General features: G+C 39.6%; 26 protein-coding genes and 4 tRNA genes. 22 read left to right on the forward strand and 8 right to left on the reverse strand.

The genetic code is table 11. The features are described 5' to 3' along the window. Positions 1-3 precede the first annotated feature (3 nt). The 12 genes from rplR to AC5YDM_RS11745 all read left to right on the forward strand — a co-directional run bounded on the left by rplR (position 4) and on the right by AC5YDM_RS11745 (position 7,582). Positions 4-354, forward strand: a complete 351-nt coding sequence (gene rplR, locus AC5YDM_RS11690; protein ID WP_166322122.1) for a 50S ribosomal protein L18 — start codon at positions 4-6, stop codon at positions 352-354. 2 nt (positions 355-356) lie between these two features. Next, a complete protein-coding gene (gene rpsE, locus AC5YDM_RS11695; protein ID WP_496152276.1) occupies positions 357-854 on the forward strand; it encodes a 30S ribosomal protein S5 in 498 nt (165 codons plus the stop codon). Positions 855-860: 6 nt separating this feature from the next. Further along, on the forward strand, positions 861-1,037 hold the full coding sequence (rpmD, locus tag AC5YDM_RS11700) for a 50S ribosomal protein L30 (protein WP_005012961.1): 177 nt from the start codon (positions 861-863) through the stop codon (positions 1,035-1,037). A 3-nt stretch (positions 1,038-1,040) separates the two neighbouring features. After that, the gene (gene rplO, locus AC5YDM_RS11705; RefSeq protein WP_496152277.1) at positions 1,041-1,481 is read left to right on the forward strand and encodes a 50S ribosomal protein L15; all 441 of its coding nucleotides are present in this window, start codon (positions 1,041-1,043) and stop codon (positions 1,479-1,481) included. Positions 1,482-1,526: 45 nt separating this feature from the next. Further along, the gene (gene secY, locus AC5YDM_RS11710) at positions 1,527-2,846 is read left to right on the forward strand and encodes a preprotein translocase subunit SecY (protein ID WP_496152314.1); all 1,320 of its coding nucleotides are present in this window, start codon (positions 1,527-1,529) and stop codon (positions 2,844-2,846) included. A gap of 21 nt (positions 2,847-2,867) precedes the next feature. Next, positions 2,868-2,984 (forward strand): 50S ribosomal protein L36, encoded by a 117-nt coding sequence (rpmJ, locus tag AC5YDM_RS11715; protein ID WP_000867907.1) that lies wholly within the window; start codon positions 2,868-2,870, stop codon positions 2,982-2,984. Positions 2,985-3,089: 105 nt separating this feature from the next. Beyond that, a complete protein-coding gene (gene rpsM / locus AC5YDM_RS11720) occupies positions 3,090-3,446 on the forward strand; it encodes a 30S ribosomal protein S13 (RefSeq protein WP_004650467.1) in 357 nt (118 codons plus the stop codon). Between the two features lie 19 nt (positions 3,447-3,465). Beyond that, positions 3,466-3,852 (forward strand): 30S ribosomal protein S11, encoded by a 387-nt coding sequence (gene rpsK, locus AC5YDM_RS11725; RefSeq protein ID WP_004281491.1) that lies wholly within the window; start codon positions 3,466-3,468, stop codon positions 3,850-3,852. Between the two features lie 12 nt (positions 3,853-3,864). Continuing rightward, positions 3,865-4,491: a 30S ribosomal protein S4 gene (rpsD, locus tag AC5YDM_RS11730; RefSeq protein WP_496124769.1), complete on the forward strand. Its 627-nt coding sequence runs from the start codon at positions 3,865-3,867 to the stop codon at positions 4,489-4,491. A gap of 17 nt (positions 4,492-4,508) precedes the next feature. Next, entirely contained in the window at positions 4,509-5,516 is a 1,008-nt protein-coding gene (locus AC5YDM_RS11735; RefSeq protein WP_496124770.1) for a DNA-directed RNA polymerase subunit alpha, read from the forward strand. Positions 5,517-5,534: 18 nt separating this feature from the next. Further along, positions 5,535-5,900, forward strand: coding sequence for a 50S ribosomal protein L17 (gene rplQ / locus AC5YDM_RS11740; protein WP_067726622.1), 366 nt, complete (start codon positions 5,535-5,537; stop codon positions 5,898-5,900). A gap of 191 nt (positions 5,901-6,091) precedes the next feature. Next, a complete protein-coding gene (locus AC5YDM_RS11745; RefSeq protein WP_496152278.1) occupies positions 6,092-7,582 on the forward strand; it encodes a flavin-containing monooxygenase in 1,491 nt (496 codons plus the stop codon). Positions 7,583-7,644: 62 nt separating this feature from the next. On the opposite strand, the gene AC5YDM_RS11750 is transcribed toward AC5YDM_RS11745, so the two are convergent. After that, entirely contained in the window at positions 7,645-8,817 is a 1,173-nt protein-coding gene (locus tag AC5YDM_RS11750; RefSeq protein WP_496152279.1) for an acyl-CoA dehydrogenase family protein, read from the reverse strand. A gap of 195 nt (positions 8,818-9,012) precedes the next feature. On the opposite strand from AC5YDM_RS11750, the gene AC5YDM_RS11755 reads away from it, so the two are divergent. The 6 genes from AC5YDM_RS11755 (at position 9,013) to AC5YDM_RS11780 (ending at position 14,650) form a co-directional block, all read left to right on the forward strand. After that, complete coding sequence (locus tag AC5YDM_RS11755; RefSeq protein ID WP_496152280.1) at positions 9,013-9,273, forward strand: FAD assembly factor SdhE; 261 nt, start codon at positions 9,013-9,015, stop codon at positions 9,271-9,273. Then, positions 9,257-9,649, forward strand: coding sequence for a protein YgfX (locus tag AC5YDM_RS11760; RefSeq protein ID WP_496152281.1), 393 nt, complete (start codon positions 9,257-9,259; stop codon positions 9,647-9,649). The genes AC5YDM_RS11755 and AC5YDM_RS11760 overlap by 17 nt, the downstream gene beginning before the upstream one ends. A 192-nt stretch (positions 9,650-9,841) precedes the next feature. Beyond that, positions 9,842-9,979, forward strand: a complete 138-nt coding sequence (locus tag AC5YDM_RS11765; protein WP_496152282.1) for a hypothetical protein — start codon at positions 9,842-9,844, stop codon at positions 9,977-9,979. A 238-nt stretch (positions 9,980-10,217) separates the two neighbouring features. Next, positions 10,218-11,336, forward strand: coding sequence for a hypothetical protein (locus AC5YDM_RS11770; protein ID WP_496152283.1), 1,119 nt, complete (start codon positions 10,218-10,220; stop codon positions 11,334-11,336). A gap of 177 nt (positions 11,337-11,513) precedes the next feature. Beyond that, positions 11,514-12,104: a rhombosortase gene (gene rrtA / locus AC5YDM_RS11775; RefSeq protein WP_496152284.1), complete on the forward strand. Its 591-nt coding sequence runs from the start codon at positions 11,514-11,516 to the stop codon at positions 12,102-12,104. A gap of 1,160 nt (positions 12,105-13,264) precedes the next feature. Next, positions 13,265-14,650: a TRAP transporter large permease subunit gene (locus AC5YDM_RS11780; RefSeq protein WP_496152315.1), complete on the forward strand. Its 1,386-nt coding sequence runs from the start codon at positions 13,265-13,267 to the stop codon at positions 14,648-14,650. A 274-nt stretch (positions 14,651-14,924) separates the two neighbouring features. Here AC5YDM_RS11780 and AC5YDM_RS11785 read toward each other — a convergent pair whose 3' ends face one another. The 5 genes from AC5YDM_RS11785 to rnr form a co-directional block, all read right to left on the reverse strand. Continuing rightward, the gene (locus AC5YDM_RS11785; RefSeq protein WP_496152285.1) at positions 14,925-15,359 is read right to left on the reverse strand and encodes a hypothetical protein; all 435 of its coding nucleotides are present in this window, start codon (positions 15,357-15,359) and stop codon (positions 14,925-14,927) included. A gap of 14 nt (positions 15,360-15,373) precedes the next feature. Then, positions 15,374-15,583: a YheV family putative zinc ribbon protein gene (locus tag AC5YDM_RS11790; RefSeq protein ID WP_496124812.1), complete on the reverse strand. Its 210-nt coding sequence runs from the start codon at positions 15,581-15,583 to the stop codon at positions 15,374-15,376. Positions 15,584-15,621: 38 nt separating this feature from the next. Further along, on the reverse strand, positions 15,622-17,661 hold the full coding sequence (locus AC5YDM_RS11795) for a M3 family metallopeptidase (RefSeq protein ID WP_496152286.1): 2,040 nt from the start codon (positions 17,659-17,661) through the stop codon (positions 15,622-15,624). A gap of 103 nt (positions 17,662-17,764) precedes the next feature. After that, entirely contained in the window at positions 17,765-18,193 is a 429-nt protein-coding gene (locus AC5YDM_RS11800) for an NUDIX hydrolase (RefSeq protein WP_496152316.1), read from the reverse strand. A gap of 94 nt (positions 18,194-18,287) precedes the next feature. Further along, positions 18,288-20,735 carry a ribonuclease R gene (gene rnr, locus AC5YDM_RS11805; RefSeq protein ID WP_496152287.1) on the reverse strand — a complete coding sequence of 816 codons (2,448 nt, stop codon included), beginning with the start codon at positions 20,733-20,735 and terminating at the stop codon, positions 18,288-18,290. A gap of 269 nt (positions 20,736-21,004) precedes the next feature. On the opposite strand from rnr, the gene AC5YDM_RS11810 reads away from it, so the two are divergent. The 3 genes from AC5YDM_RS11810 (at position 21,005) to AC5YDM_RS11820 (ending at position 21,310) form a co-directional block, all read left to right on the forward strand. Beyond that, positions 21,005-21,096 (forward strand) — tRNA-Ser (locus AC5YDM_RS11810). 16 nt (positions 21,097-21,112) lie between these two features. Next, positions 21,113-21,189: transfer RNA gene (locus AC5YDM_RS11815), tRNA-Arg, on the forward strand. A 44-nt stretch (positions 21,190-21,233) separates the two neighbouring features. Continuing rightward, positions 21,234-21,310: transfer RNA gene (locus tag AC5YDM_RS11820), tRNA-Arg, on the forward strand. Positions 21,311-21,408: 98 nt separating this feature from the next. On the opposite strand, the gene AC5YDM_RS11825 is transcribed toward AC5YDM_RS11820, so the two are convergent. Then, positions 21,409-22,110, reverse strand: a complete 702-nt coding sequence (locus AC5YDM_RS11825; RefSeq protein ID WP_496152288.1) for a hypothetical protein — start codon at positions 22,108-22,110, stop codon at positions 21,409-21,411. A 264-nt stretch (positions 22,111-22,374) separates the two neighbouring features. Here AC5YDM_RS11825 and AC5YDM_RS11830 point away from each other — a divergent pair. Next, a tRNA-Arg gene (locus AC5YDM_RS11830) sits at positions 22,375-22,451 on the forward strand. Between the two features lie 88 nt (positions 22,452-22,539). Here the strand turns inward: AC5YDM_RS11830 and AC5YDM_RS11835 are convergent. Further along, positions 22,540-23,838 (reverse strand): SRPBCC family protein, encoded by a 1,299-nt coding sequence (locus AC5YDM_RS11835; RefSeq protein ID WP_496152289.1) that lies wholly within the window; start codon positions 23,836-23,838, stop codon positions 22,540-22,542. Positions 23,839-24,001 lie beyond the last annotated feature (163 nt).

Consider the following 24,001-nt stretch of genomic DNA (forward strand, 5'->3'; position numbering starts at 1 on the left):
CTTATGAACGAAAAGAAACAAACCCGTTTGCGTCGTGCGAAAAGCACACGCTTGCACATCCGTGCATTGGGTGCGACTCGTTTGTGTGTAAACCGCACTCCGCGTCACATCTATGCTCAAGTTATCTCAGCAGATGGTGGCAAAGTTTTAGCGCAAGCTTCAACTTTAGATGCTACTTTACGCGCTGGTACAACTGGTAACGTTGATGCTGCAACTAAAGTAGGTGCTTTAATCGCTGAACGTGCTAAAGCAGCTGGCGTAACTAAAGTTGCATTTGACCGTTCTGGTTTCAAATATCATGGTCGTATCAAAGCCTTGGCTGATGCTGCTCGTGAAAACGGCTTGGAGTTCTAATCATGGCTAAAGTTGAACAAAACGAAGGTCTTGTTGAAAAGCTGGTTGCCGTTGATCGTGTAGCCAAAGTTGTTAAGGGTGGTCGTATCTTCTCTTTCACAGCATTAACTGTTGTGGGTGATGGTAATGGTCGCGTAGGTTTTGGTCGTGGTAAAGCACGTGAAGTTCCAGCTGCTATTTCTAAAGCACTTGAAGCTGCTCGTCGCAACATGATCACTGTTGACCTTGCAGGTACTACTCTGCAACACCCTGTGAATGCTCGTCATGGTGCAAGCCGTGTTTACATGCAACCTGCCTCTGAAGGTACTGGCGTAATCGCTGGTGGCGCAATGCGTGCCGTTCTAGAAGCAGCTGGTGTACACAACGTACTTGCTAAATGTTATGGTTCTACTAACGCTGCTAACGTAGTAAACGCAACTTTCAATGGTTTGCGTGATATGACTTCTCCTGAGAAGGTTGCTGCGAAACGTGGTCTTTCAGTAGAACAAATTCAAGGGTAATCAATCATGAAAACGATTAAAGTTACCCAGACTAAATCTTCATCGCATCGCTTGAAAAATCACAAGCTTAGCCTTAAAGGTTTAGGTCTGCGTCGTATTGGTCATACTGTTGAAGTGCAAGATACGCCTTCTAACCGTGGTATGATCAACCAAGTCTACTATATGGTTAGTGTAGAGGAATAAGCCATGACTCTGCGTTTAAATACAATTGCGCCTGCAGAAGGTGCTAAGCGTGATAACCTTCGTCTAGGCCGTGGTATTGGTTCTGGCGTTGGTAAGACCGGTGGCCGTGGTGTCAAAGGTCAGAATTCACGTAAGAGCGGTGGTACACGTCCTGGTTTCGAAGGCGGTCAAACTGCACTATATCGTCGTTTGCCTAAATTCGGTTTCACTAGCCAGTTGGCTTTGAAAACTGCTGAAGTGCGTTTGTCTGAACTTTCAAAAGTTGAAGGCGATATCGTTACTTTAGAAACTTTGAAAGCAGCGAACGTTGTACGTAAAGATATGATTCGTGCGCGTATTGTTCTTTCTGGTGAAATCACTCGTGCATTCACTGTTCAAGGTGTTGCATTGACTAAAGGCGCTAAAGCTGCTGTTGAAGCTGCTGGCGGTAAAGTCGAGGAGTAATCGCGAGTGTCTATGTCTCCTAGTTCTACAGGTCATGTTCACATGATGAAGGGGCAACCATTTCACGTGAAATATCGTGAAATTATTCAACGTTTACTATTTTTGGTAGGTGCGTTGGTTGTCTTTCGACTAGGAGCGCATATTCCGCTGCCAGGTATTGATAATGTCGCTTTAGAACGTTTTTTCCAAGCCAATGAGGGTACATTCCTCGGTTTGTTTAATATGTTCTCTGGCGGGGCATTGGAACGAATGTCCATTCTTGCGTTAGGGATCATGCCGTACATCTCTGCATCTATTATTGTGCAGCTTATGTCTTCGGTAGTCCCTTCGTTAGAAGCATTAAAGAAAGAGGGCGAGCAGGGCAAGCGTAAGATTAACCAATATACTCGCTACGGCACCTTATTTCTTGCTTTAGTGCAAGGTATTGGGATGTGTGCAGGGCTCATTAGTCAAGGGATTACCTTTACTTCTGGTCTTGCATTTTACATTCCGGCGCTAACTTCTTTAGTTGCGGGTACCATGTTCCTAATGTGGTTAGGAGAGCAAATTACCGAACGTGGTGTTGGTAATGGTATCTCTATGATCATTTTTGCAGGGATTGTTGCAGGTTTACCAAGTATGGTTGTTCAGTCATTTACCCTTGTGGAAAATGGTCAGTCTAGCCTGATTGGTATTGCAGTTTTTGGTTTGTTATCTTTAGCTGTTTTGGCAGCTATTGTGTTTATTGAAAAAGCACAGCGTCGTATACCTGTTAACTATGCTCAAAAGCAGCAAGGTCGTCGAGTATTTACTGCACAACAGACACATTTGCCATTGAAAATTAACATGGCAGGGGTTATTCCAGCAATTTTCGCTAGTTCGTTATTGTTGTTCCCTGCAAGTTTAGGTCAATGGTTAGGTAGTTCTGATCCTAGTGCGGGAATTGTAAAGCGTACACTACAAGATTTGGCATTAGTTTTGTCGCCTGGACAACCGTTGTATTTGGTGCTTTTCGGTGCGCTAATTATTTTCTTCTGTTACTTCTATACGGCGCTTGTATTTAGCCCGAAAGAAGTTTCTGAAAATTTAAAGCGTAGTGGAGCTTATGTACCTGGTATTCGCCCAGGTGAGCAAACTGCTCGTTATTTAGATCATATTCTTAGTCGTTTGACTTTTATTGGCGCAATCTACATTACAGTTGTATGTTTAATGCCGATGGTACTGCAAAGTTCATTTGGTATTCCTTTCCACCTCGGTGGTACATCATTGTTAATTGTAGTCGTTGTTGTGATGGACTTTATGGCTCAGCTACAAGCTCATCTCACTTCACGTCAATATGATAATCAAACTCTAATGAGTAAAACGACTGCTCATCCTAAGGGATAAGCGCACTTAGAAGGTTTCATTATGAAAGTTCAAGCTTCTGTAAAGAAAATTTGTGGTAGCTGTAAAGTTATCCGTCGTAATGGGGTTATTCGCGTAATTTGCAGCGCAGAACCTCGTCATAAGCAGCGTCAAGGTTAATCTGATCAAGACCTGTTGATTTCAGTAGGCTAATTAGGTTATTATCCGCCCCTCAAGATTTTGTCGGGCGGTTGATTATCTCTGCTGCCTTTTTGGAGAAAATGAATGGCTCGTATTGCCGGTGTAAACATTCCGGATAACAAGCATGCTGTTATCTCTCTTACGTATATCTTTGGTATTGGCCGTCACACTGCTAAGAACATCTTAGCTGCTGTTGGTATCGCTACTACTACTAAGATTCGTGAATTAGATGATGCTCAGCTTGATGCGATTCGTGCAGAAATTACTAAGGTTCCAACCGAAGGTGATTTACGTCGCGAAATTTCCATGAACATTAAACGTTTAATGGATTTAGGCTGCTACCGCGGTCTTCGTCATCGTCGCAGCTTGCCTGTCCGCGGACAACGCACCAAAACTAACGCACGTACCCGTAAAGGTCCGCGCAAACCGATTAAGAAATAAGATTTCTGGAAGCTAAAAGATGGCTAAAGATACACGCGCACGCAAGAAGGTCACTCGTACCGTCTCTGAAGGTGTTGCACACATTCACGCTTCTTTTAATAACACCATTGTGACTATTACCGATCGTCAAGGTAATGCACTGGCTTGGGCTACCTCAGGTGGACAAGGCTTCCGTGGATCACGTAAATCAACTCCGTTCGCTGCTCAGGTAGCTGCTGAAGTTGCTGGTAAAGCAGCTTTAGACTACGGTTTGAAAAACTTGGATGTCCTTGTAAAAGGTCCAGGTCCAGGTCGTGAATCTGCGGTTCGTGCTTTAGGTGCAGTGGGTTATAAAATTAATAGCATTACCGATGTGACTCCAATCCCGCACAACGGTTGCCGTCCACCTAAAAAACGTCGCGTCTAAGGAGAATCATTCATGGCTCGTTATATTGGTCCAAAATGCAAACTCTCTCGCCGCGAAGGGACAGACCTGCAACTTAAATCAGGCGTTAAACCGTTTGATGTTAAAACTAAAAAACATGCTAAAGCTCCTGGCCAACATGGCGGGGCTCGTGGCAGCAAACAATCTGAGTATTCACTACAATTACGTGAAAAACAAAAAGTACGTCGTATGTACGGTGTTTTAGAGCGTCAATTTAGTAACTACTATAAAGAAGCTGCTCGTGTTAAAGGCGCAACAGGTGAAAACTTGTTGAAATTGCTTGAAAGCCGTCTTGATAACGTAGTTTATCGTATGGGCTTTGGTTCTACACGTGCAGAAGCTCGTCAGCTTGTATCTCACCGTTCAATCACTTTAAATGGTCGTCGCGTTAACATCGCTTCAATCCAAGTTAAAGCTGGTGACGTGATTGCAGTACACGAGAGCTCTAAACAACAATTACGTATTAAAAACGCAATTGAATTAGCTGCTCAACGTGGTACTCCTTCTTGGATGGAAATTGATTCATCTAAGTTAGAAGGTACATTCAAATCTGCACCTGATCGTTCTGATTTACCTGCTGAAATCAACGAAAGCTTGATTGTTGAATTGTATTCTAAATAATCCTTGAGGTAGCAATAATGACGCGTACTGCAAACGAGTTTCTTACTCCGCAAGCGATCAAGGTCGAAGCGGCAAGCGGGACCTCGGCAAAAGTGATTCTAGAACCATTAGAGCGTGGCTTTGGTCATACTCTAGGTAATGCTTTACGTCGCATTCTTTTATCTTCTTTACCTGGCGCTGCTGTGGTTGAAGTTGAAATTGAAGGCGTCGAGCACGAGTACAGTACTTTAGAAGGCTTGCAGCAGGACATCGTCGAGCTCTTGCTGAACCTTAAAGGATTGTCTATTAAGCTGTTCGATCAAAATGAAGCATATTTAACATTAGAGAAACAAGGGGCAGGTGACGTAACTGCAGCTGACCTTCGTTTACCTCATAATGTTGAAGTGATCAACCCGGAACACTTGATCGGCACATTAAGTGCTTCAGGCTCATTGAAAATGCGCTTGAAAGTTGTTCAAGGTCGTGGTTATGAAACTTCTGATTCACGCTTCCCTGAAGGCGAAACTCGCCCAGTGGGTCGTTTACAATTAGATGCTTCTTATAGCCCAATCAAACGTGTTTCTTACACAGTGGAAAACGCTCGTGTTGAACAACGTACAGACCTTGACAAGTTGGTCATTGATCTTGAAACAAATGGTACTGTAGATCCAGAAGAAGCAATCCGCAAAGCGGCAACAATCTTGCAACAACAAATTGCAATTTTTGTTGATCTTCAGAAAGATCAAGCACCAGTTGCTCAAGAACCTCGTGAAGAAGTTGATCCAATCTTGCTTCGTCCAGTAGATGATCTAGAGCTTACTGTTCGTTCTGCTAACTGTTTGAAAGCAGAAAATATTTACTACATCGGTGATCTTGTTCAACGTACTGAAGTTGAGTTGCTTAAAACTCCTAACTTAGGTAAAAAATCGTTGACTGAGATTAAAGATGTTCTGGCTTCGAAAGCTTTGCAGTTAGGCATGCGTTTAGAGAACTGGCCACCAGCTAGTCTACGTATGGATGACCGCTTTGCTTATCGTAGCCGTTAATTAAGTAGGACTATCACCATGCGTCATCGTAATAGTGGTGTGAAATTAGGCCGTACAAGCAGTCATCGTAAAGCGATGTTCCAAAACATGGCTAATTCTTTGTTCGAACATGAGTTAATTAAAACTACTGTTCCTAAAGCAAAAGAATTACGTCGTGTTGCTGAGCCTTTAATCACTTTAGCTAAAGTCGATTCTGTAGCAAACCGTCGTTTAGCGTTTGCTCGTACTCGTTCAGCTGCAACTGTAGGTAAATTATTTACAGTTCTTGGCCCTCGTTACAAAGAACGTAACGGCGGCTATCTACGTGTTCTTAAAGCGGGCTTCCGTGCAGGTGATGCTGCACCGATGGCTTACGTTGAGCTAGTAGATCGCGAAGTTAAATAATTTCGCAAGAACGACAGTTGTTGTTCAAAAAAGACCAGCTTTTAGCTGGTCTTTTTTATGCCTATTGTTAGACAATATTTTTTATTGACCCGAATTGACATGAAAAAAACAAGAAATATCTAAAACTGACATTGTGTATTGTCAGAATTATGCTTTAATAAAATTGTTCAGATAAAAGGTTATAAAAAGAAATGGAAAAGCAAGTTGATATTTTAATCGTTGGCGCTGGTATCTCTGGAATAGGTATTGCAGCACATCTTACAAAGAATAATCCAAACCGTAAATTCGATATTATTGAACGTCGCGCGAGCTTTGGTGGAACGTGGGATTTATTTAAGTACCCAGGGATTCGCTCTGATTCGGATATGTCGACATTTGGTTTTAATTTTAAACCATGGCGTAAAGCAAATGTTTTAGCTGATGGCGAATCAATAAAAGGCTATATCGGTGAAGTTGTTGATGAATACAAATTAAAAGATAAAATTCATTTTAACCATCGCGTGCTTGCGGCGAATTATGATTCTTCGACTAAAAAATGGCATGTTCAAATTGAAGATTCAAATAAAAAAACACAAACGTGGATCGCTAATTTTGTATTAGGTTGTACGGGTTATTATAACTATGACCAAGGTTTTCAACCTGATTTTCCAAATCAAGAAGCATTCAAAGGTCAGCTCATTCATCCACAATTCTGGCCTGAAAATTTAGATTACGCTGGTAAAAAAGTCGTTATCATTGGTAGTGGTGCGACTGCTATTACTTTAGTCCCTGCAATGGCTAAGGGTGGAGCAGGTCATGTGACGATGTTGCAACGTTCACCTACTTATATTGCTTCAATTCCATCGATTGATTTTGTCTACGATAAAACACGTAAATTTATGTCGGAAGACTTAGCTTATAAATTCACGCGTGCACGTAATATCGGCATGCAACGTGGTATTTTTGCTTTGTCTAAGAAACAACCACAGCTTGTTCGTAAATTGCTTTTGAAATCAATTGAAATGCAATTAAAAGGCAAAGTGGATATGAAACACTTCACGCCAAGTTATAACCCTTGGGATCAACGCCTATGTGTTGTCCCTGATGGTGATCTATTCAAAATTTTGCGAACAGGTAAAGCAAGCGTTGAAACGGATCAAATTGAAAAATTCACCGAAACGGGTATTCAGTTAAAATCAGGTAAGCATTTAGATGCGGATATCATTGTCTCTGCAACTGGTTTGGAAATTCAAATCATGGGTGGTATTAAAGCCACTGTTGATCATAAACCATTGAACACCAGTGAACATATGCTTTACAACGGTGTAATGGTAAGTGATGTACCGAATATGGCAATGGTCATTGGTTATGTGAATGCTTCTTGGACGTTGAAAGTAGATGTTGTTGCTGACTATATCTGTCGTTTATTCAATTTCATGGATCAAAAAGGCTATGACGAAGTGATTGCACCGACTGATCATTCGGCGATGCTAGAAGAAACGGTCATGGGTGAGATGAGTTCTGGCTATATTGCGCGTGCTGCAGATCAACTTCCTAAACAGGGAACTAAAGCACCTTGGATGGCGACGCATAACTATTTAGCTGATCGTAAAGAATTGAAAAATGCCCGTTTCGATGATGGTATTTTAAAATTCCATAAGCGTAGTACTGAAGATAATCGTAAACCTAAACTTGTATCTTAATGTGCTAGTTGTTTATTGAGTGATAAAAAGGAGCGGATTCGCTCCTTTTTTATATTCAGAATTTATAAAGTACGTGAAATAAGCTCTTTCATAATTTCATTAGTACCCGCATAGATACGATTTGCGCGGTTGTCGATATATGCACGTGCAATTGGGTATTCCAGCATAAAACCGTAACCACCATGAAGCTGTAGGCATTCATCAACGACTTTCGAGAACATATCAGAAATTTTATATTTTGCAGCTGCTGCCGCATCAATGCCTAAATCGCCAGTCAGTTGTAGTTCCATACAACGATCGAGATAAGCACGGCAGAAATCAATTTCAGTACGTAACTCAGCTAGCTTAAAACGTGTGTTTTGGAAGCTATTGATGGTTTTACCAAATGCTTTACGATCTTTAGTGTATTGAACAGTATGTGCAAAAGCAGCTTCAGCGCCAGCTTGGCAAATAATCGCAACCAACATGCGTTCCCATGCTAATTCCTTCATCAACATGATGAAGCCCATGCCTTCCATGCCAATTAAGTTCTCTTTGGGAATGCGTACATTGTCAAAGAAAAGTTCACAGGTATCTTGTCCTTTCATACCAATTTTGTTGAGGGGCTTACCTTTGGTAAAGCCTGCACGATCTGCTTCAACGATAAATAAAGAAAGATTAGCTGATCCTTTTTCATTATTGCCTGTTTTACAGACCACAATCGACATATCGCAAAGATAGCCATTGGTAATAAAGATCTTAGAACCATTAATGACATATTCATCACCATCGAGTACTGCAGAAGTACGTACTGCTTGCAAATCTGATCCTGTACCAGGTTCTGTCATTGCAATCGCGGTGACAACTTCACCCGATGCCATTTTGGGTAGCCAATATTTTTTTTGTTCTTCATTGGCAAAGTTATTTAAATAGTTCGCAACGATATCTGAATGTAATGAAAATCCTGTTGAAGAGTCCATTGCATAGGCTTGCTCTTCAATCAAAATCATACTATACAGACGGTCTACGCCATAACCACCATATTCTTCAGGCATAGTCGTACAAAGTAAGCCCATTTCACCTGCTTTATTCCATAGATCTCGATCAACATGTTGCTGTTCTTCGTATTTTGCAATATTGGGAACGACTTCTTTTTCATAAAATTTTCGAACAGTATCTCGGAATGCTTCATGTTCGGCATTAAAAAGTTTACGCGGTAACATGTTATTGATAGGACGAATTGCACCTGATTGCATTGTTTTAATTTCCATGGGTGTTATTTGATTTTGAAGTTAAGCTATGGGCTAAATTCGATCAATGAGTTGAATGCTCAATTCATGGCTGTAGATGATGTGTTTGGTCAATTGACCAGAATCACAAACAAAATCGTGCTAGATCTATTAGAATGTTAATCTATGAAGTTGATTCAATCATTCAGTTAGGGGAATAAAATGTCAGATGAAATGACACTCGAAGAACGTAAAGTCATTTATCGTGCCCGTCGTGGTTTAAAGGAAATTGATGTTTATTTTGATCCCTATGTAAAACAATACTATTTACAAGCAGATGCACATGAAAAGGCAATGTTTGCAGAACTAGTAGAACAAGAAGATCCAGATTTATTAGATTGGTTTATGGAAGTGTCTGCTCCGCCACGTCCAGAACTATTAGATTTCATTCATAAGTTAAAAAAATATGTTCATGGTGAATGAGCGATTTGAATTGAAGCACAGTCGTTTAGCGATTGTGTTTCAACTTTGCTTTATGGGTGTGATCAGCCTAATTCTTTATTTCGCAATCAATCTGGCTTTTTGGATGCTGTGTATCGTTTTAATGGTTGTTGCATGTATTACTTTTAATCGAAGACCTAAAATAAAAAAAATGGAGCAGTTGGATCAAGCAGAATGGTCCCTCGAATTTGACCAACAAAACACCATTCACAGACTCAAACTTACTCATTTTATTGATCATCATTTTTATATCGTGGTGTATTTTTCAGATCAAAAAATAAAAAATATTGTCATTTGGCGTGATCAATTAGATTTAATGCACTGGAAAAAGTTAAAAATTAGAGCAAAAATGAATTAATTGTTTAACAATAAAATTTGAACATAAAATAAAATATTACTTATATACAATAGTTTATATTAATTTTGTTTACATCCCTAAACTGCTTGTTTGACCAAATGTTAATAAAAGTCAATTGTTAGACAATATCCGCTCATAAAATTGAATTGTCTTGTACATTAATTACACCAACAGCAAATTGAGGAATTTCAAATGTATGAAATTCAAATGTGGCTGTTCCTAGTGGTTGCTGCGGTTATGGCAATTATTATTGGAAGACTAGGAACTGTGCTGAAGGATCGAATTGAGCAAACGCAAAAACGTCGTCATCAAACAAATAAACTCAGTTGAGTTTTCCGTTTAACAAGTAGCAAGTGCCGAACCGTCGCTATGCTACTTTTTTTTATCCAATTTTTTTACAAATTTTGCCCTAAAGCCTAATAAAATGAGAATCGGGTCAATTTTTTAAATTCCGATCAATGACAAACTGTAAATATTAAAATAAGAGTGATGTCTCTTTAATTCAGAATTTGCATCTGATATTTTAATCGGCAAGGATGACATAAAATTATTATTAGAGGACAGGTGAATGTCTAGAGTCTTTCAATTTAACAAAATAATACTCACAACTGCTTTAGCTGCTTCAGTACTTTCAGGTTGCTCATACGTTGTTAAATCAGGTGCTAATGTTGCCATTGGCTTTAGTGAAAAGCATATTGTTCCTCCTATTCTTGCAATGAGCGATGCCGATATGGCATGTAATCAAGGGACAGCTTTGACGCCTGCAATTATGGCTACGAAAGATATGGGTGCAGATCCAACACGGATGGCTGTATTACTTTATACGGCGTCTGGCATGTGTGCTGAAAACAATGCGTTGAAGGCTGAATTGCGCTACTTACGTGCCTCCAAAGCAGGGCAAGTCTCTGAAGCACAAGATGCACGTGTTGAACAAAAACGTTGGGCTGCTGTTGCATCGGAAAGACAATATGCGGGGTATCAGCTTTTTGCAGAGCGTTGGCAAGCCAAATACAAATATACATTGGGTGATTCATGCCCAACCATGAAAAAGGATTTAGATCAGACGGTTTATCTATTGGGAATGTTAAGTGGCTTACAAGCCATGACCAATGATATTAATTCGGGTGGTCAAGTTAATGTACCTAAGGATATTGCTGCAATTGTTGAGCGTGGAATGGCTTGCTTAGACAATACTAAGTTTTGGGGGGCACCGAATGCAACGCGAGCCGTGATTTGGACCTTATTGCCAGGGGCGGATGAAGGCAAGCCTGATCCTTACGTTACATTGAAACAATCGATGCAAATCGGAGAACAGAAGGGTGTTCGTTTAGCACATGCACTCTATGCTGTTGCAGCACAAGCCAGTGGTGATGATGCGAAAATTCGTGATGCATTCCGTTCGTATGCAGCATCACGTGCAGAAGATAAGCCTGTTAACCCAGAGTTTAGATTGATTGACAGTATGGCTGGTCAAATGATTCAGGGCATTGCTGATCGTTACTGGACTGAGAATACAGGTGTACGTGCGGCAGATGATGGGATGACTCAATTCTGGGATGAGCAAGGGACATCGTCAAATGATGACTTGTTTGATGGTGCGGGTTTGGAAGCGCCGGCTGAAGAGTCAAGTGAATTAGAAGCACCTGCTGTAGAAGAATCTCAAGAACAAACTCCTGCAAAAGAGTAATGAGTAAAATCAAAAACTTGAGCCAAAGCATTTTTTAATATGTCTGATTCTGAGCTTTAATTTATTGATTTTAAAAATAAACATTTCAATAATGAATGTGCTGTTGACAATTTATGTACTGAAATAGAAAGATAGAAGAGCAATATTTGCTCTTTTTTCTTTATGGAGTAGCATGATATGAAAGACCAAGCATTGGTCAGAAAGATTCTCTTCATTGCTTTTTGCATGAGTTTTTCTGCATGTCTACAAGTATTCCAAGAACATTTTATTTATTGGCGACCAATTTTTTTTGAAGAAATTTGGCGTTGGTGGACAGCGCATTGGGTGCATGTGGGCTGGATTCACTATGCTTTGAATATGGTGGCCTTTGCCTGTTTACCTTTTATCTTTCCACATCTTAAAAATCGCTATGCCATCTTACTTTTGGTGTTGTTACCACCTCTGATTAGTCTCAGTTTCTATTTCTGTATTCCACAGGTTGAAGCCTATGCGGGGCTATCGGGTGTACTTCATGGCTTGTATGGGGCTGCTGCTATTTATTTCTTACAGTTTAATTCAGAACGAAAATTTGCTTTCTTGGTAATCTCTTTGGCGCTCGCAAAAGTGTTATGGGAAAACTTCATGGGGTCATTACAAACCAGTCAATTGATCGGCAGCCCAGTATTAATAGAAGCACATTGGATTGGATTGGTTTGGGGAATTGTTTTAGCACTTTGCTATATGTTGTATGAAAAACTTATGGCGCAGAAAAATCAAACAACCGATTAAGTCAATGATCTTGTCTGGATTGAGTTGTTATTACTTTTTCAAAATCTAAATTTATTTTTAGATCAAATGTACGCATTTACTATATTTAAATTGTTTTAATGATAGTAAAAGGACTTTAAATAAATAATACTTAAGGATATTTAGGTGCTGAAATTGACATAAATTCTTTAAAATTGTGAAATTCAGTCATTATTTAAAAATAAAAAATAGTTCAAATTTGAAAACAGTGATACAGAGTGGCAATTAGGTAATGGATTTTACCTGACCCAATTATAAAAGATGAGCTGTACAGTTGATGTATGGCGGAAAATAAAAATGGAATAACAATGCAACAGCCTACAAATAAGAGATCTGGACTAGGTCTGCTTAGTTATATTTGGACTGAGTGGATTTCCGCATTCACAATTTTACTTCTACTACTGCTCACACTCATTATTGGGACAGGTGAAATGATCCATGGGCAAATGTTGCGCTTGGGTGAAAATTTATATGGTGACCCGAAAACAGGGATGCAATATTCTTTTTTACGCGCTGAGCCTGAAAAGCCAACATGCGATCGCAATCCGAATATTGATCAACTTGTACAAACGCAGATGCAGAGCAACGCCAATGATGAGTTTGCCGATATTTTCGGTACAACTTCAGAAGCTGATGTACGTGCATCGGTATTGGCAGGTCAGCAGTTATGTGAAGAGAAATATGCTTTCTACGACAAGTCGATGAAGCATTTAGATGAACATCCATCGATTCGACCATACCGTACAATGGAAACCACTTTCTTTGGTATTTTCCAATTCGGTACGGATAATAAAGCCTTATTACTGATTATTATGGTGGTGTTGGCTGCAATCACAGCAACGCTAAAAATTCATCATATTGGTTTACGTGGTCCAAGCTCTCGTCTTGATTATCGAGTCTATGCGGTTGCTATGATTCTAGGTAATGGGTTCTTAACCAGTTCATCAATTAGTCAGTATTTATCTGTTTTAAACTCAGGTGTTCCACCTACCACAGAGATGAATATCATCTACTGGTTGTGGATGATTTTATTTGGCATTCTGACCTTGATCAGTGTTTATCATCTGTTCCGTATTCCTGATACTGCGAAATCTGGTGGTTCAATTGGTTTGGCGTTGTTGGCTGTACCGCTATATGCCTATATGGCGATCATTACGGGTATTAATTTTACCTTCGTGATGGATTATCCGATGGGTCAAGGAATCTACTTAGGTCAATTGGTTGAATTCTCATCTATTTTCTTAAATCTTGCCTTATTTATTTGGGCAGGGATGTTGTTGAAACAAACCCTTATTGTTGATAAGTTCCTGAATATTCTACGTCCATGGAATTTAGCACCTGAGACATTAACGTGGTTGATTTTATTGGCAGCAGCACTCCCGACAGCCTATACAGGCGCTTCGGGTATTTTCGTGATTGCGGCGGGTGCGATTATCTATAAAGAAGTGTGGAACGCAGGTGGACGCCGTCAATTTGCATTAGCAACAGCTGCAATGTCTGGTTCATTGGGTGTGGTATTACGTCCATGTCTGTTGATTGTTGTGGTTGCATCGTTGAATAAGGAAGTAACGACCGATCTACTTTATCAGTATGGGATGTATGTATTCCTGCTGACATCTACTTTATTTCTTGTAGTTTCACTCTTTTTCGCAGAGCAGAAATTTCGTATTGCATCTCCAAGTGAGGCACTTCCTCGCTCATTGAAGGGATTACTGGCAGTTGTTCCTTATGTAATTGTGTTCTTGATCGTTTGGTTATTTTACAAATATGCATTGAATACAGATTTAAATGAATTCACTGCACCTGTGATGATGCCGATCATTCTATTGATTATGGTGTTATACGAAAAACTTCGCCACGAACCAGCACCATTGGCGGCGGTTGGACATTGGGATACCAATCTAAGCCATAGCTCAGTTGAACAAGAAGCATCCAAATCGCATGTATCTGCATCAACGATTGCTGCGCAAGACAGCCCTGAAAATCCAGAGCGTAAAGTGAGCTTTTGGAAGTCTATTCATATCTCTTCAAGTGAAACTGTAGGGCATATTGGTGCGCTGGTTATTCTTATGGCACTGTCTGTCAGTGTCGGCGGATACCTTGAGCGTATTGAGATCATGGAAATGTTCCCAACCAACATTGAGAATATTTACATCGTAATCACGTTGATTGTATTGGTGATGATCTTCGTCGGTATGATCATGGATCCATTTGGTGCGGTGATTTTGATTTCAGCCACGGTTGCACCTGTCGCCTATAAATACGGTATTGACCCTGTTCACTTCTGGATGATCGCATTGATTGGCTTTGAGCTTGGCTACGTATCACCGCCTGTTGCACTGAATCATCTTCTCGCTAGGCAGTCGATCGGCGATGAAGAAGTTGCAGCAGCAGATGCTGAAGTACGTCATAAATCTTTCTATTACAGATATGAACGTTGGATCTTACCGCTGATTGTGATGGCACCAGCCATGCTGATCATTGCATACCTACCATATGTATTTAAATTATTTGGTTGGTATCATTAAGTAAGATTGATATCAAAACGAAATCAATAAATGACAAAAAGCACCTTCGGGTGCTTTTTTGATTTGCTCATATTTTAAAGTTAGGACTTAGCTTTAACTCTATTTTACGTGTGGTAACGATTTCATAGAATTCAAATAATAAAGATACAATTTAAAGATGATCTCAAATGAATGATTTAAACCCAAAATCAAAGTATCTCGATTCACATATGTTTAGGATTTTTATGGATTCAAGTAGAGCCAATACGAATTAGAATGCTTAAACACTAAAATTTTAGTTGTTTGCAATCAACTGTTGTTCAAGAATTTGAATTTGCTCTTCTTTAAGTTTAATCAGTTGTTCAGCATTTTTTTCTTGCTCGGCAAGCATCGTTTGCTGAGTTAAAAGCTGATCTTGTATATCTTCAAGCTTAGAAATTTCTTCTTTTGCTAAAGATGGATTAGTAGGAACTTCATCTTTTAAAATAGATTCGTTGACTAAAGCCTGGGTATCTTCAACGGTAGGTTGAGAAGCTGCTTCTTCAACTTGAACAGGTGCTACTACTTGTTCAGCAGGTTTTTTTTGTATAGCAGGTGGTGTTTGTTCCACTGCTGTAGGTTCATTTTTGGACTGTAAATACATAAAAGCAGCTGCAACGATAATCATTGCAGACAATGCGCCTGATATTTTCCAAATTAAATTGGATTGATTTGATTGATCTACCGACATTCAGATTCCCCAATCTATTTTGTCTGACGTGGCTTAAATTGAATGACCCCGATCTCATCTGCGACTTCTGGTTCTAATGGTTCTTCTACGTGTGTCGGACGATTTTCGGAATAAGTACATTCTACACATTCAATCCACTCTGCATCATCAGAGGTGAGCATCACGATACGATCCATTGCCTCACATTTAGGACATTTTGCACCTGCAATGAAGCGACGTTTGATAGCCATGAAACTCACCTTTGATTTACTAAGGCAATAGTTTAAGCGCTTTTAGTGGGGTTCGTCCAACCTTGATGACGTAACAATGCGTCAATTTTTGGTTCACGCCCACGGAATCTGACGAATGCGTCAAGTGCTGTGTCTTTTCCGCCAACTGCTAGAATAGCTTGACGAAATTCTTTTCCTGTTTCGATGTTGAAAATGCCCTCACTTTCAAAGCGATCGAATGCATCGCTTGCCAAAACTTCAGCCCACTTGTATGAATAATATCCAGCTGCATAGCCACCTGCAAAAATATGACTAAAGCTATTTTGGAAGCGGTTATATGGCACTGTAGGTAATACAGAGAACTTTTGGCGAATATCATTTAATGTTGATTGAACTTGTTCCGCATTAAGAGCAGGGGCAGCTTTATGAATACTCAAATCGAAAAGTGCGAATTCAATTTGACGTAAGGTTTGCATACCTGATTGGAAGAAGCGAGCATTAAGCAATGATTGCAGTAGATCTTGGGGTAACGATTCTTTGGTTTCAATGTGTTCGCTAATTAAAGCTAGGCTTTCATTGTCCCATGTCCAGAATTCCATAAATTGACTTGGTAATTCAACTGCATCCCAAGCAACGCCGTGAGTTCCTGCCACTGAAATATTATCTACTTCAGTCAACATATGATGTAAGCCATGACCAAACTCATGGAATAGGGTGACTACTTCATCATGGGTAAGTAGCGCAGGTTGATCACCTACAGGTGGCGTAAAATTCCCCACCATATAACAAATCGGTTTTTGTAAGCCGTCATTGGTTTGCATGCGTGAGCGGAAGCCACTCATCCATGCACCACCACGTTTACCACTTCGTGCATATAGGTCGAAGTAGAAACCGCCAATTACGGTTCCTTGATCTTCAAGCTCATAATAATGTGCATCTTTATGCCAAAGAGGAGCTTCTCGTTCAATCACTTGAATACCGTATAGGCGATTCACAATGCTAAATAAACCCTGAATCACTTTTGGTGTTGGGAAATAAGGTTTCAGGGCTTCTTGAGATAAATTGAACTGTTGTACTTTTAGTTTTTCAGAATAATAGGTGCTATCCCAAGGTTGAATCTCAGTGACACCATTTTCAGCAGCAATGGTTTTTAAATCTTCGGTTTCCTTGAGAGCCGGTTGTCGCGCATGCTCTGCAAGCTCTACTAAGAATTGATCAACTGCTTGTACACTTGGTGCCATTTTACTGGCTAGAGAGTATTCAGCATAATTATCAAAGCCAAGCAGTTTCGCCATTTCTTGACGAAGGCTCAGGATTTCTTCCATCACAGGTGTATTGTCAAATTCAGTTTGCTTAGATTGATCTGAAGCACGTGTCGTATAGGCTTTGTATAGCTCTTGACGTAATTCACGATCATCTGCATAGGTCATGATGGCAAGGTACGAAGGTATATCTAGAGTCGCAACGGCTTGTTCTAGCTCGCGCTGTTGACCATATTGCTTCAGTAACTCGATGCTTGATTCAGGTAGACCTTTGAGCTGTTGTTCTGTCAAAGGTTTGAAGTAGGCTTGGGTTGCATCCAATACATGGTTTGAAAAGTCTGAAGACAATTGAGATAGACGTGCTGAAATTTGTGCATAGCGTTCTTTCGCTTCACCTTCTAATGCAACACCTGAAAGTTTGAAGTCACGCAAAGCCAGTTTGATCGCACTTTGTTGAGCAGCTGGGAAGCTCTCAAAGAGAGATGAATCATGCACATGCTGATAGGTTTGATACAAAGCAGTATGTTGACCCAGTTGAGTATAGTACTCGCTCAGGCTAGGCAGTAAAGACTGGTACACTTCACGCGTTTCAGTATTGTTCATCACGGCATTGAGATGTGACAGCACGCCCCATGATTCACTCATTTGATTTTCAAGTGTATCAATCTGTTCTAATACTTTGAGCTGTTCTTGAATGCTCTCAGGTACTGCCTGTAATTCTTTGATGAATTTTTGCCCATTCTCAATGGATTGCTGAATATTTATTTTGAGTTGATCTAAAGTGATTTGATCAAACTGGGGAACAGGCAAAGTTGCCTTTTCTAAAGTCATTTATAGATGCCAAATTATTAAGTAGGTTATTTATAGATGTAGGGCTTCTAGAGTGGGAAATCAAGTTTTAATGGTAAATTAATCTGACATTTGATCTTATTGTTTATGAGCTTGACTCTATCATTTTCTGCTCGATAAATTGTAAAAGTTCTTGAAAGATAGGGTGCCATTCATAGTTTGGACTCTCATTGAGTGGATGCCAAAAAAATGAGAAAACTAGCCCACCATCATCAGCACAAAAATGTTGCCAATATTCTGGTAACGATTGTGTAGCTTTGCACAAAAACACATGCCAATTTGGTCCTTTCTGCATAGGGCAATGTATTCCAAAATATTTATCAATAAATGCATCATTAATGCCCGATTCTTCTTTTAACTCTCTAAGAGCGGCGAATTCTAAAGTTTCATGTTCTTCGACAGTACCTTTTACAATCTGTATACCTGCTAAAGGGTGGCGGAAAACTAATATTTCATTTTGAGAATCGAATTTTCTTAAAATAATAGGTACAACTTTACGAATGTTTTTAGTCATATTTGGGTAACTTAATTGTAAAAAATGAATATCTATTTGTTTTATAAATTTATCGTCATAAAAAAGAGCGCCGTAGCGCTCTTTCTGTTGAAACTTAGGACTCGATTTTCGCCTTAGCATTGGCTTTTTTCTTTTTCGCCTTTGCTTTTTTCTTGGCTTTATCTTTGGCTTTTTGCTCCGCAGATTTAGGGCTCGATTTCTTCGCTGGCTTTCTAACATCTTCAGAAGCTTTCACTCTAGGCTTCTTCTTACGTACAGGTTTATCGCCACCTTCGATTACTAAAGCAGGATCAGCAGGTTCTTTGAACATACGATCGAATACTTCTTCTTTAGTGGTCGGTTTTGCAACGCGTGGAGCACGACTGCGAATCGCACGACCTGCATGACTCAATTGTTGAACCAATTCAAAGTCAATTTTACGTTCTTCTAGGTTCACCCCAGCCACTTTAATACCAACTTCATCGCCTAAGCTAAAGGTTTGTCCACGGTTTTGACCAACTAAACTCTGGCTCGCTTGATCAAATACAAAGAAGTCATCGCCCAATTGGCTGACATGGACCATACCATCGACATACAAGTCTTTGAGTGTCACAAATAAACCAAATTCAGCTGTGGCACTGATATTTCCAACAAACTCTTCACCAATATGCTGTTGCATATAATGGCATTTCAACCAAGTCGTCACAGAGCGAGACGCTTCATCGGCACGACGTTCAGTTGCAGAGAAATGTGAACCTGCTTCTTCCAAAGCGCCACCTGAAAGAGGCGAAGGCTTTTTATTCAAATGTGCTTTCAGGGCACGATGAAGTAACAAGTCAGGATAACGACGAATCGGTGAAGTGAAATGAGTATATGCCTCATACGCTAAACCAAAGTGACCTGCATTATTTGGACCGTAATACGCTTGCATCATTGAACGTAACAACACAGCGTGAATACTTGGCGCATCAATACGATCTTTAGTCGCTTCGATCACGGCTTGGTAATCTTTCTGAGTCGGTTGCTCAGGGAAACTCAAGCCAAGTAATTTCACATAATCACGTACTTTTTGAATACGTGAAAACTCAGGTGGCTCATGCACACGGTACAGCATAGGAATTTCATTTTTCAATGCATATTCAGCTGCTGCGACGTTGGCTAACAACATACATTCTTCAATAAGCTTGTGTGCATCATTACGTGAACGTGGGAGAATTTCTTTAATTCCACCCAATTCATCGAAGGTCATATAGGTTTCAACCGTTTCGAATTCCATCGCATGGCGTTCGGCACGTAAGCCTTTGAGCACTTGATACAATTGGAACAGCGTATTCAATGATTTGCGTACATCACGGTCTTCTGTGATTGCTGCACTGTCACCATCAAAGTATTTTGCAACTTGATCGTAAGTTAAACGTGCTTTTGAATGCATCACAGATGGATAGAATTCAAATTTAGTCACTTTACCTGCACGGCTTAAATTCAAATCACAGACCATACATAGACGATCTACATTAGGATTGAGTGAACACAAACCATTCGAAAGTGCTTCAGGCAACATTGGAAGAACAAAATGAGGGAAGTACACAGAGGTACCACGTTCCTGTGCTTCATCATCCAAAGGCTTATTGGTACGGACATAATGGCTTACATCGGCAATCGCAACGACTACACGATAACCACCACCTGGACGTTTTTCTGCATAAACAGCATCGTCAAAGTCACGTGCGTCTTCGCCGTCAATGGTCACTAATGCTAAATCACGTAGATCAATACGACCTTTAATATCTTGAGCATTCGGTTCTTTGAAGCTTTCAGCATCATTCACAACCGCTTCTGGGAATTCAAATGGAAGACCAAATTCTAAAATCGTTTGTGGAATGATGATTTCCGTATCAGCTTTGTCTGCCATTGATTGCACAATATGTGCATTGGCAAATTCGTCACGGGTAGGGAATGTATCAATTTCGACACGAACCGAATCACCCACTTTTACTTTGGCATGTTCAACCAATTCTTTTTCTAAAGTAATCGGCTGATGTGCGTTAGGCGCTGCAGGTTGAATAAAGTATTCACCTTCAAACTCAGCCAATTTACCAATAATTTGTTTGACGCGACGTTGAGTCACTTCAGTAATGTAACCCCAAGCTTTACCTTTACGATCGACCGAGGTTTGTTGCACCTTAATGCGGTCACCGTGAAATACTTGGCGTAGTTCACGCTCTGGCAGCACCATTTCTTCTTTTTTGCCGCCATCAAGGCTCGCTGAGCCAAAGCCTTTAGCATTGATATAGACCGTAGCATCAAAAACCGGTTGATCTGCCATGAGCTGGAATTTGAATCCATCTTTCATGAGCTGACCGTCGCGTACCATTGCACTTAAGCGATGACTTAAAGCATCAATACTTTTTTGATCGGCAATTTGGAAATGTTCCACAAGTTCAGAGTGTGAAAGGGGATGTTGACTATTTTCAATCGTCTCTAAGATTAAGATACGGCTTGGAATAGGATTGTCGTAACGTTGAGCTTCCGCTTTAGCTTCAGGATCGACCCAATTTTTCATATGTCTTTGGCTTCATGTCAGAAGATAGGTTTAGCATAAGTCATGCTAACGCAGACTGCACGTAAATGATTGCATTAATCACGTGTATTTCTGCACTTTGTGAGTTCATGCTAATGGGTTTATGTTCTATTTTGAATCAATAAAGTTTAAGAAATCGTAAAAAAAGCTGAAAATCGTATAAAAAATATATGATTGATCAAAAATCTAAGATTTTTTTGATTTCTGACTTGAAGAGTGGGGGCGAAGTTTGTATTATGGCGACTCGTTACGGTGAGGTGGCCGAGTGGCTGAAGGTACTCCCCTGCTAAGGGAGCGTGGGCTTTAACTCCCACCGAGGGTTCGAATCCCTCTCTCACCGCCAACGAAAAACTTGAAATGCGCTCATAGCTCAGCTGGATAGAGCACTTGGCTACGAACTAAGGGGTCGGGAGTTCGAATCTCTCTGAGCGCACCAATCAAGTTAAATCGTTGTAACGAAGTCGAAAGACACTCAAGTACGCGCTCATAGCTCAGCTGGATAGAGCACTTGGCTACGAACTAAGGGGTCGGGAGTTCGAATCTCTCTGAGCGCACCAACTTGAACATCGAAAGATGTAAAATTGACAAAGAACCGCACATGTTGCGGTTTTTTTTGTTTGAAATTTCATGAATATTTTATTCATTTAAAACTTAATTAACTGAGCGTGATATTTAGGGCTTGGTAAAGCATATAAAGGCTATAGAGTGTAAGAATACATAAAGTACTATAGATAAAGGGTTTAGGCAGATTTTGATGATTTTTAATCCATCTTAAAATATAAAAGTTATTTGCAATAATCACAGCGAATGAGATCCATAAATAGTAATAAATATTTTTCAAGTCGGTAGTGTATTGAGGCGGGGTGGTTAAATAATCGATAGACTGTTGTTTTCCATTTGTATCAATATAATTTATCCCTTTGAGTATCACTTCATCAGACGCAACAGGGTGAGTTTGTTGATAATAATCAATACGCATATTACTTAAAGCTGCTGAATGTATGGATTCAGGTTGTGATTTTGATTTTTTTAATAACTCACAGAATTCTTCTAATTTGGTATCGCATTTTTGATAAATCCAAGATTGAGGTTGAGTTGATGGTAGAGCCAGTGTGTATCCGTCCTGTCCTTGGTAATGATCAAATTTGGCATCTAAAATTTCATGTATAGAAATGGTTTGCCATTTTTGATGTTTGTATAGGTCTATTTCATTGTGAAATTCGTAAAATAAATAAAAACTTGAAATTGCCACGATCATAATAGTTTCAATGCGTCTAAAGACCTGTCTAGAAAAATTATCTTTATCCTTTTCTTTAGGGTTTAAGCTAGATGTAGAATGACTCTCTTTTGCTTTCATGTCAGTAGGTGTTGCACTTTCTGAATCTTCTTTTGGGAAATTAGCATCATGTATTATTTGATCTAGATTATTTTTTTCATGTGAGTTTATATTTATTTGAGCTGGATGATATTTTTAACTGATCATGTAATCAAAAGCTAAATTGGATAATTTTTAATAGATTAAAACTATAAATGATTAATTACTAGACGCTTGAGTGTTTTTTTCAAAATTAGTACTTAACAAAAAATAATATTCATATATAATGCACTCCATCAAGACGTCGCGCTCATAGCTCAGCTGGATAGAGCACTTGGCTACGAACTAAGGGGTCGGGAGTTCGAATCTCTCTGAGCGCACCAACTTGATCATCGATAGATGTAAAATGACAAGAAACCGCACATGTTGCGGTTTTTTTGTGTCTGATATTTAAGATATTTTAATTATAAATCACGACTTCGTATTTTTAACTTTAAGCAAAAAAACATGGTTCGCACCTACCGCAGGAAGCAAGTCATGATAAGGAAGGCTACGAACGGCACGCAGGAGAAATGGTGCTTGATTATCAATTTTAACTGCGGATGTCAGCTGAAATAACGTGCCTTGCGAAAGACTATGCAATCCCATTTGGCCTTTTACATATTTTAAATCACCGCCATTAGCATGAAATTGATTGGATGATGCATCGGGATATTTGAAATTCAACTTAAAATCAAAAGGAATAGTGATCACCCCCAATCCGACACTGACTTTTATATCTGTATTTTGTGAAGTACTGGATTCATCTGTAATGTTTATTTTTTTAATCTGTCTTGGAAAAATCGCTTGGTAAGCATTGGGTTTTAGCCACTTTTGTAATTGCTGTTTATTTAATGGGTAGTATTGATAACTGGTGACAAAGCGTAGATTTTCACGACCATGCTGATAGGGCACAGAGCTTAAGCCATGAATAAAGCTGACAGGTTGCTGAGAATTACGACTTACTTGAACAAGCTTGTCTAATTGGGTTTTATTCAATTGAGTTTGAGCAACTTCACCTGGATTGAGTGTTGTGGTTTTGAGATTGATCACTTTTTTACGTAATGATTCTAAAATAAAAGCATTGGTTCCACCGGGTATGCCTAATTTGGCTTCAGGCACAGCCTTTAATATCTGACTAAATAAAAAACCTTTAGGCTGATTGAGGTCACTCCATTGGGTCAAGGTCACTAAAGTTTTATTGTTACCTAAACTAAACCATTCAAATTTACCAATGCCATAAGGTACAGGTGCATCAATCACGATGCTAGATAGACTGTTATTACCCAGTTGATGCTGAAAAATAACATCTTCATTGAAGTTCAAAACAGGAATGGGTGTAGGGATAGAAACTTTATATTTCATTTGGCTGATATTGCCTGCTTTCTCCAGTAATTTTGCAGATTTTAAAGTTGGAAATAGTCCAACATACTGATCATATTGACTCAATATTTTAGCAACAGCTGCGCTGCTCATCGGAAGTACAACAGCAGAAGAGGTGAATGTCGCTGTTGGATTAGGGTTCTTAGAATCAGTTGGTACAAATGTTTTAATGGCAGGATGTGCATAGATGATAATTTTATCCTGAGCCAAACTTGCCAATTGTTGAGCATTGTTCTGAAAGGGTTGTAAGCTACTTGGAATATTATCTTTCCACGTAATAATTTTAGCTTGAGCTTGTACAGTAAAACCAAGAATGAGCAAAGCACAGCCAGTAATGCCTCTATACATAATGTTGCCTATTTTATTTTTTCGTATTTTTATATTTTCTAGATTTTAAACATTGTCTTCAGCGATACAATAGTGTGCTTGTATCCACACAGTGAATAAATGCCACAGTGAGATGCTAAAAATAGCTTAAATTGGTGTAATATCTTGGCAACTTGTATCCAAT

Source organism: Acinetobacter sp. CY81 (assembly GCF_059515925.1).

Coding starts and splice junctions, on each gene's coding strand:
- rplR (WP_166322122.1), top strand. CDS start 4: ATGAACGAAAAGAAACAAACCCGTTTGCGTCGTGCGAAAAGCACACGC.
- rpsE (WP_496152276.1), top strand. CDS start 357: ATGGCTAAAGTTGAACAAAACGAAGGTCTTGTTGAAAAGCTGGTTGCC.
- rpmD (WP_005012961.1), top strand. CDS start 861: ATGAAAACGATTAAAGTTACCCAGACTAAATCTTCATCGCATCGCTTG.
- rplO (WP_496152277.1), top strand. CDS start 1,041: ATGACTCTGCGTTTAAATACAATTGCGCCTGCAGAAGGTGCTAAGCGT.
- secY (WP_496152314.1), top strand. CDS start 1,527: ATGAAGGGGCAACCATTTCACGTGAAATATCGTGAAATTATTCAACGT.
- rpmJ (WP_000867907.1), top strand. CDS start 2,868: ATGAAAGTTCAAGCTTCTGTAAAGAAAATTTGTGGTAGCTGTAAAGTT.
- rpsM (WP_004650467.1), top strand. CDS start 3,090: ATGGCTCGTATTGCCGGTGTAAACATTCCGGATAACAAGCATGCTGTT.
- rpsK (WP_004281491.1), top strand. CDS start 3,466: ATGGCTAAAGATACACGCGCACGCAAGAAGGTCACTCGTACCGTCTCT.
- rpsD (WP_496124769.1), top strand. CDS start 3,865: ATGGCTCGTTATATTGGTCCAAAATGCAAACTCTCTCGCCGCGAAGGG.
- AC5YDM_RS11735 (WP_496124770.1), top strand. CDS start 4,509: ATGACGCGTACTGCAAACGAGTTTCTTACTCCGCAAGCGATCAAGGTC.
- rplQ (WP_067726622.1), top strand. CDS start 5,535: ATGCGTCATCGTAATAGTGGTGTGAAATTAGGCCGTACAAGCAGTCAT.
- AC5YDM_RS11745 (WP_496152278.1), top strand. CDS start 6,092: ATGGAAAAGCAAGTTGATATTTTAATCGTTGGCGCTGGTATCTCTGGA.
- AC5YDM_RS11750 (WP_496152279.1), bottom strand. CDS start 8,817: ATGCAATCAGGTGCAATTCGTCCTATCAATAACATGTTACCGCGTAAA.
- AC5YDM_RS11755 (WP_496152280.1), top strand. CDS start 9,013: ATGTCAGATGAAATGACACTCGAAGAACGTAAAGTCATTTATCGTGCC.
- AC5YDM_RS11760 (WP_496152281.1), top strand. CDS start 9,257: ATGTTCATGGTGAATGAGCGATTTGAATTGAAGCACAGTCGTTTAGCG.
- AC5YDM_RS11765 (WP_496152282.1), top strand. CDS start 9,842: ATGTATGAAATTCAAATGTGGCTGTTCCTAGTGGTTGCTGCGGTTATG.
- AC5YDM_RS11770 (WP_496152283.1), top strand. CDS start 10,218: ATGTCTAGAGTCTTTCAATTTAACAAAATAATACTCACAACTGCTTTA.
- rrtA (WP_496152284.1), top strand. CDS start 11,514: ATGAAAGACCAAGCATTGGTCAGAAAGATTCTCTTCATTGCTTTTTGC.
- AC5YDM_RS11780 (WP_496152315.1), top strand. CDS start 13,265: ATGGCGATCATTACGGGTATTAATTTTACCTTCGTGATGGATTATCCG.
- AC5YDM_RS11785 (WP_496152285.1), bottom strand. CDS start 15,359: ATGTCGGTAGATCAATCAAATCAATCCAATTTAATTTGGAAAATATCA.
- AC5YDM_RS11795 (WP_496152286.1), bottom strand. CDS start 17,661: ATGACTTTAGAAAAGGCAACTTTGCCTGTTCCCCAGTTTGATCAAATC.
- AC5YDM_RS11800 (WP_496152316.1), bottom strand. CDS start 18,193: ATGACTAAAAACATTCGTAAAGTTGTACCTATTATTTTAAGAAAATTC.
- rnr (WP_496152287.1), bottom strand. CDS start 20,735: ATGAAAAATTGGGTCGATCCTGAAGCTAAAGCGGAAGCTCAACGTTAC.
- AC5YDM_RS11825 (WP_496152288.1), bottom strand. CDS start 22,110: ATGAAAGCAAAAGAGAGTCATTCTACATCTAGCTTAAACCCTAAAGAA.
- AC5YDM_RS11835 (WP_496152289.1), bottom strand. CDS start 23,838: ATGTATAGAGGCATTACTGGCTGTGCTTTGCTCATTCTTGGTTTTACT.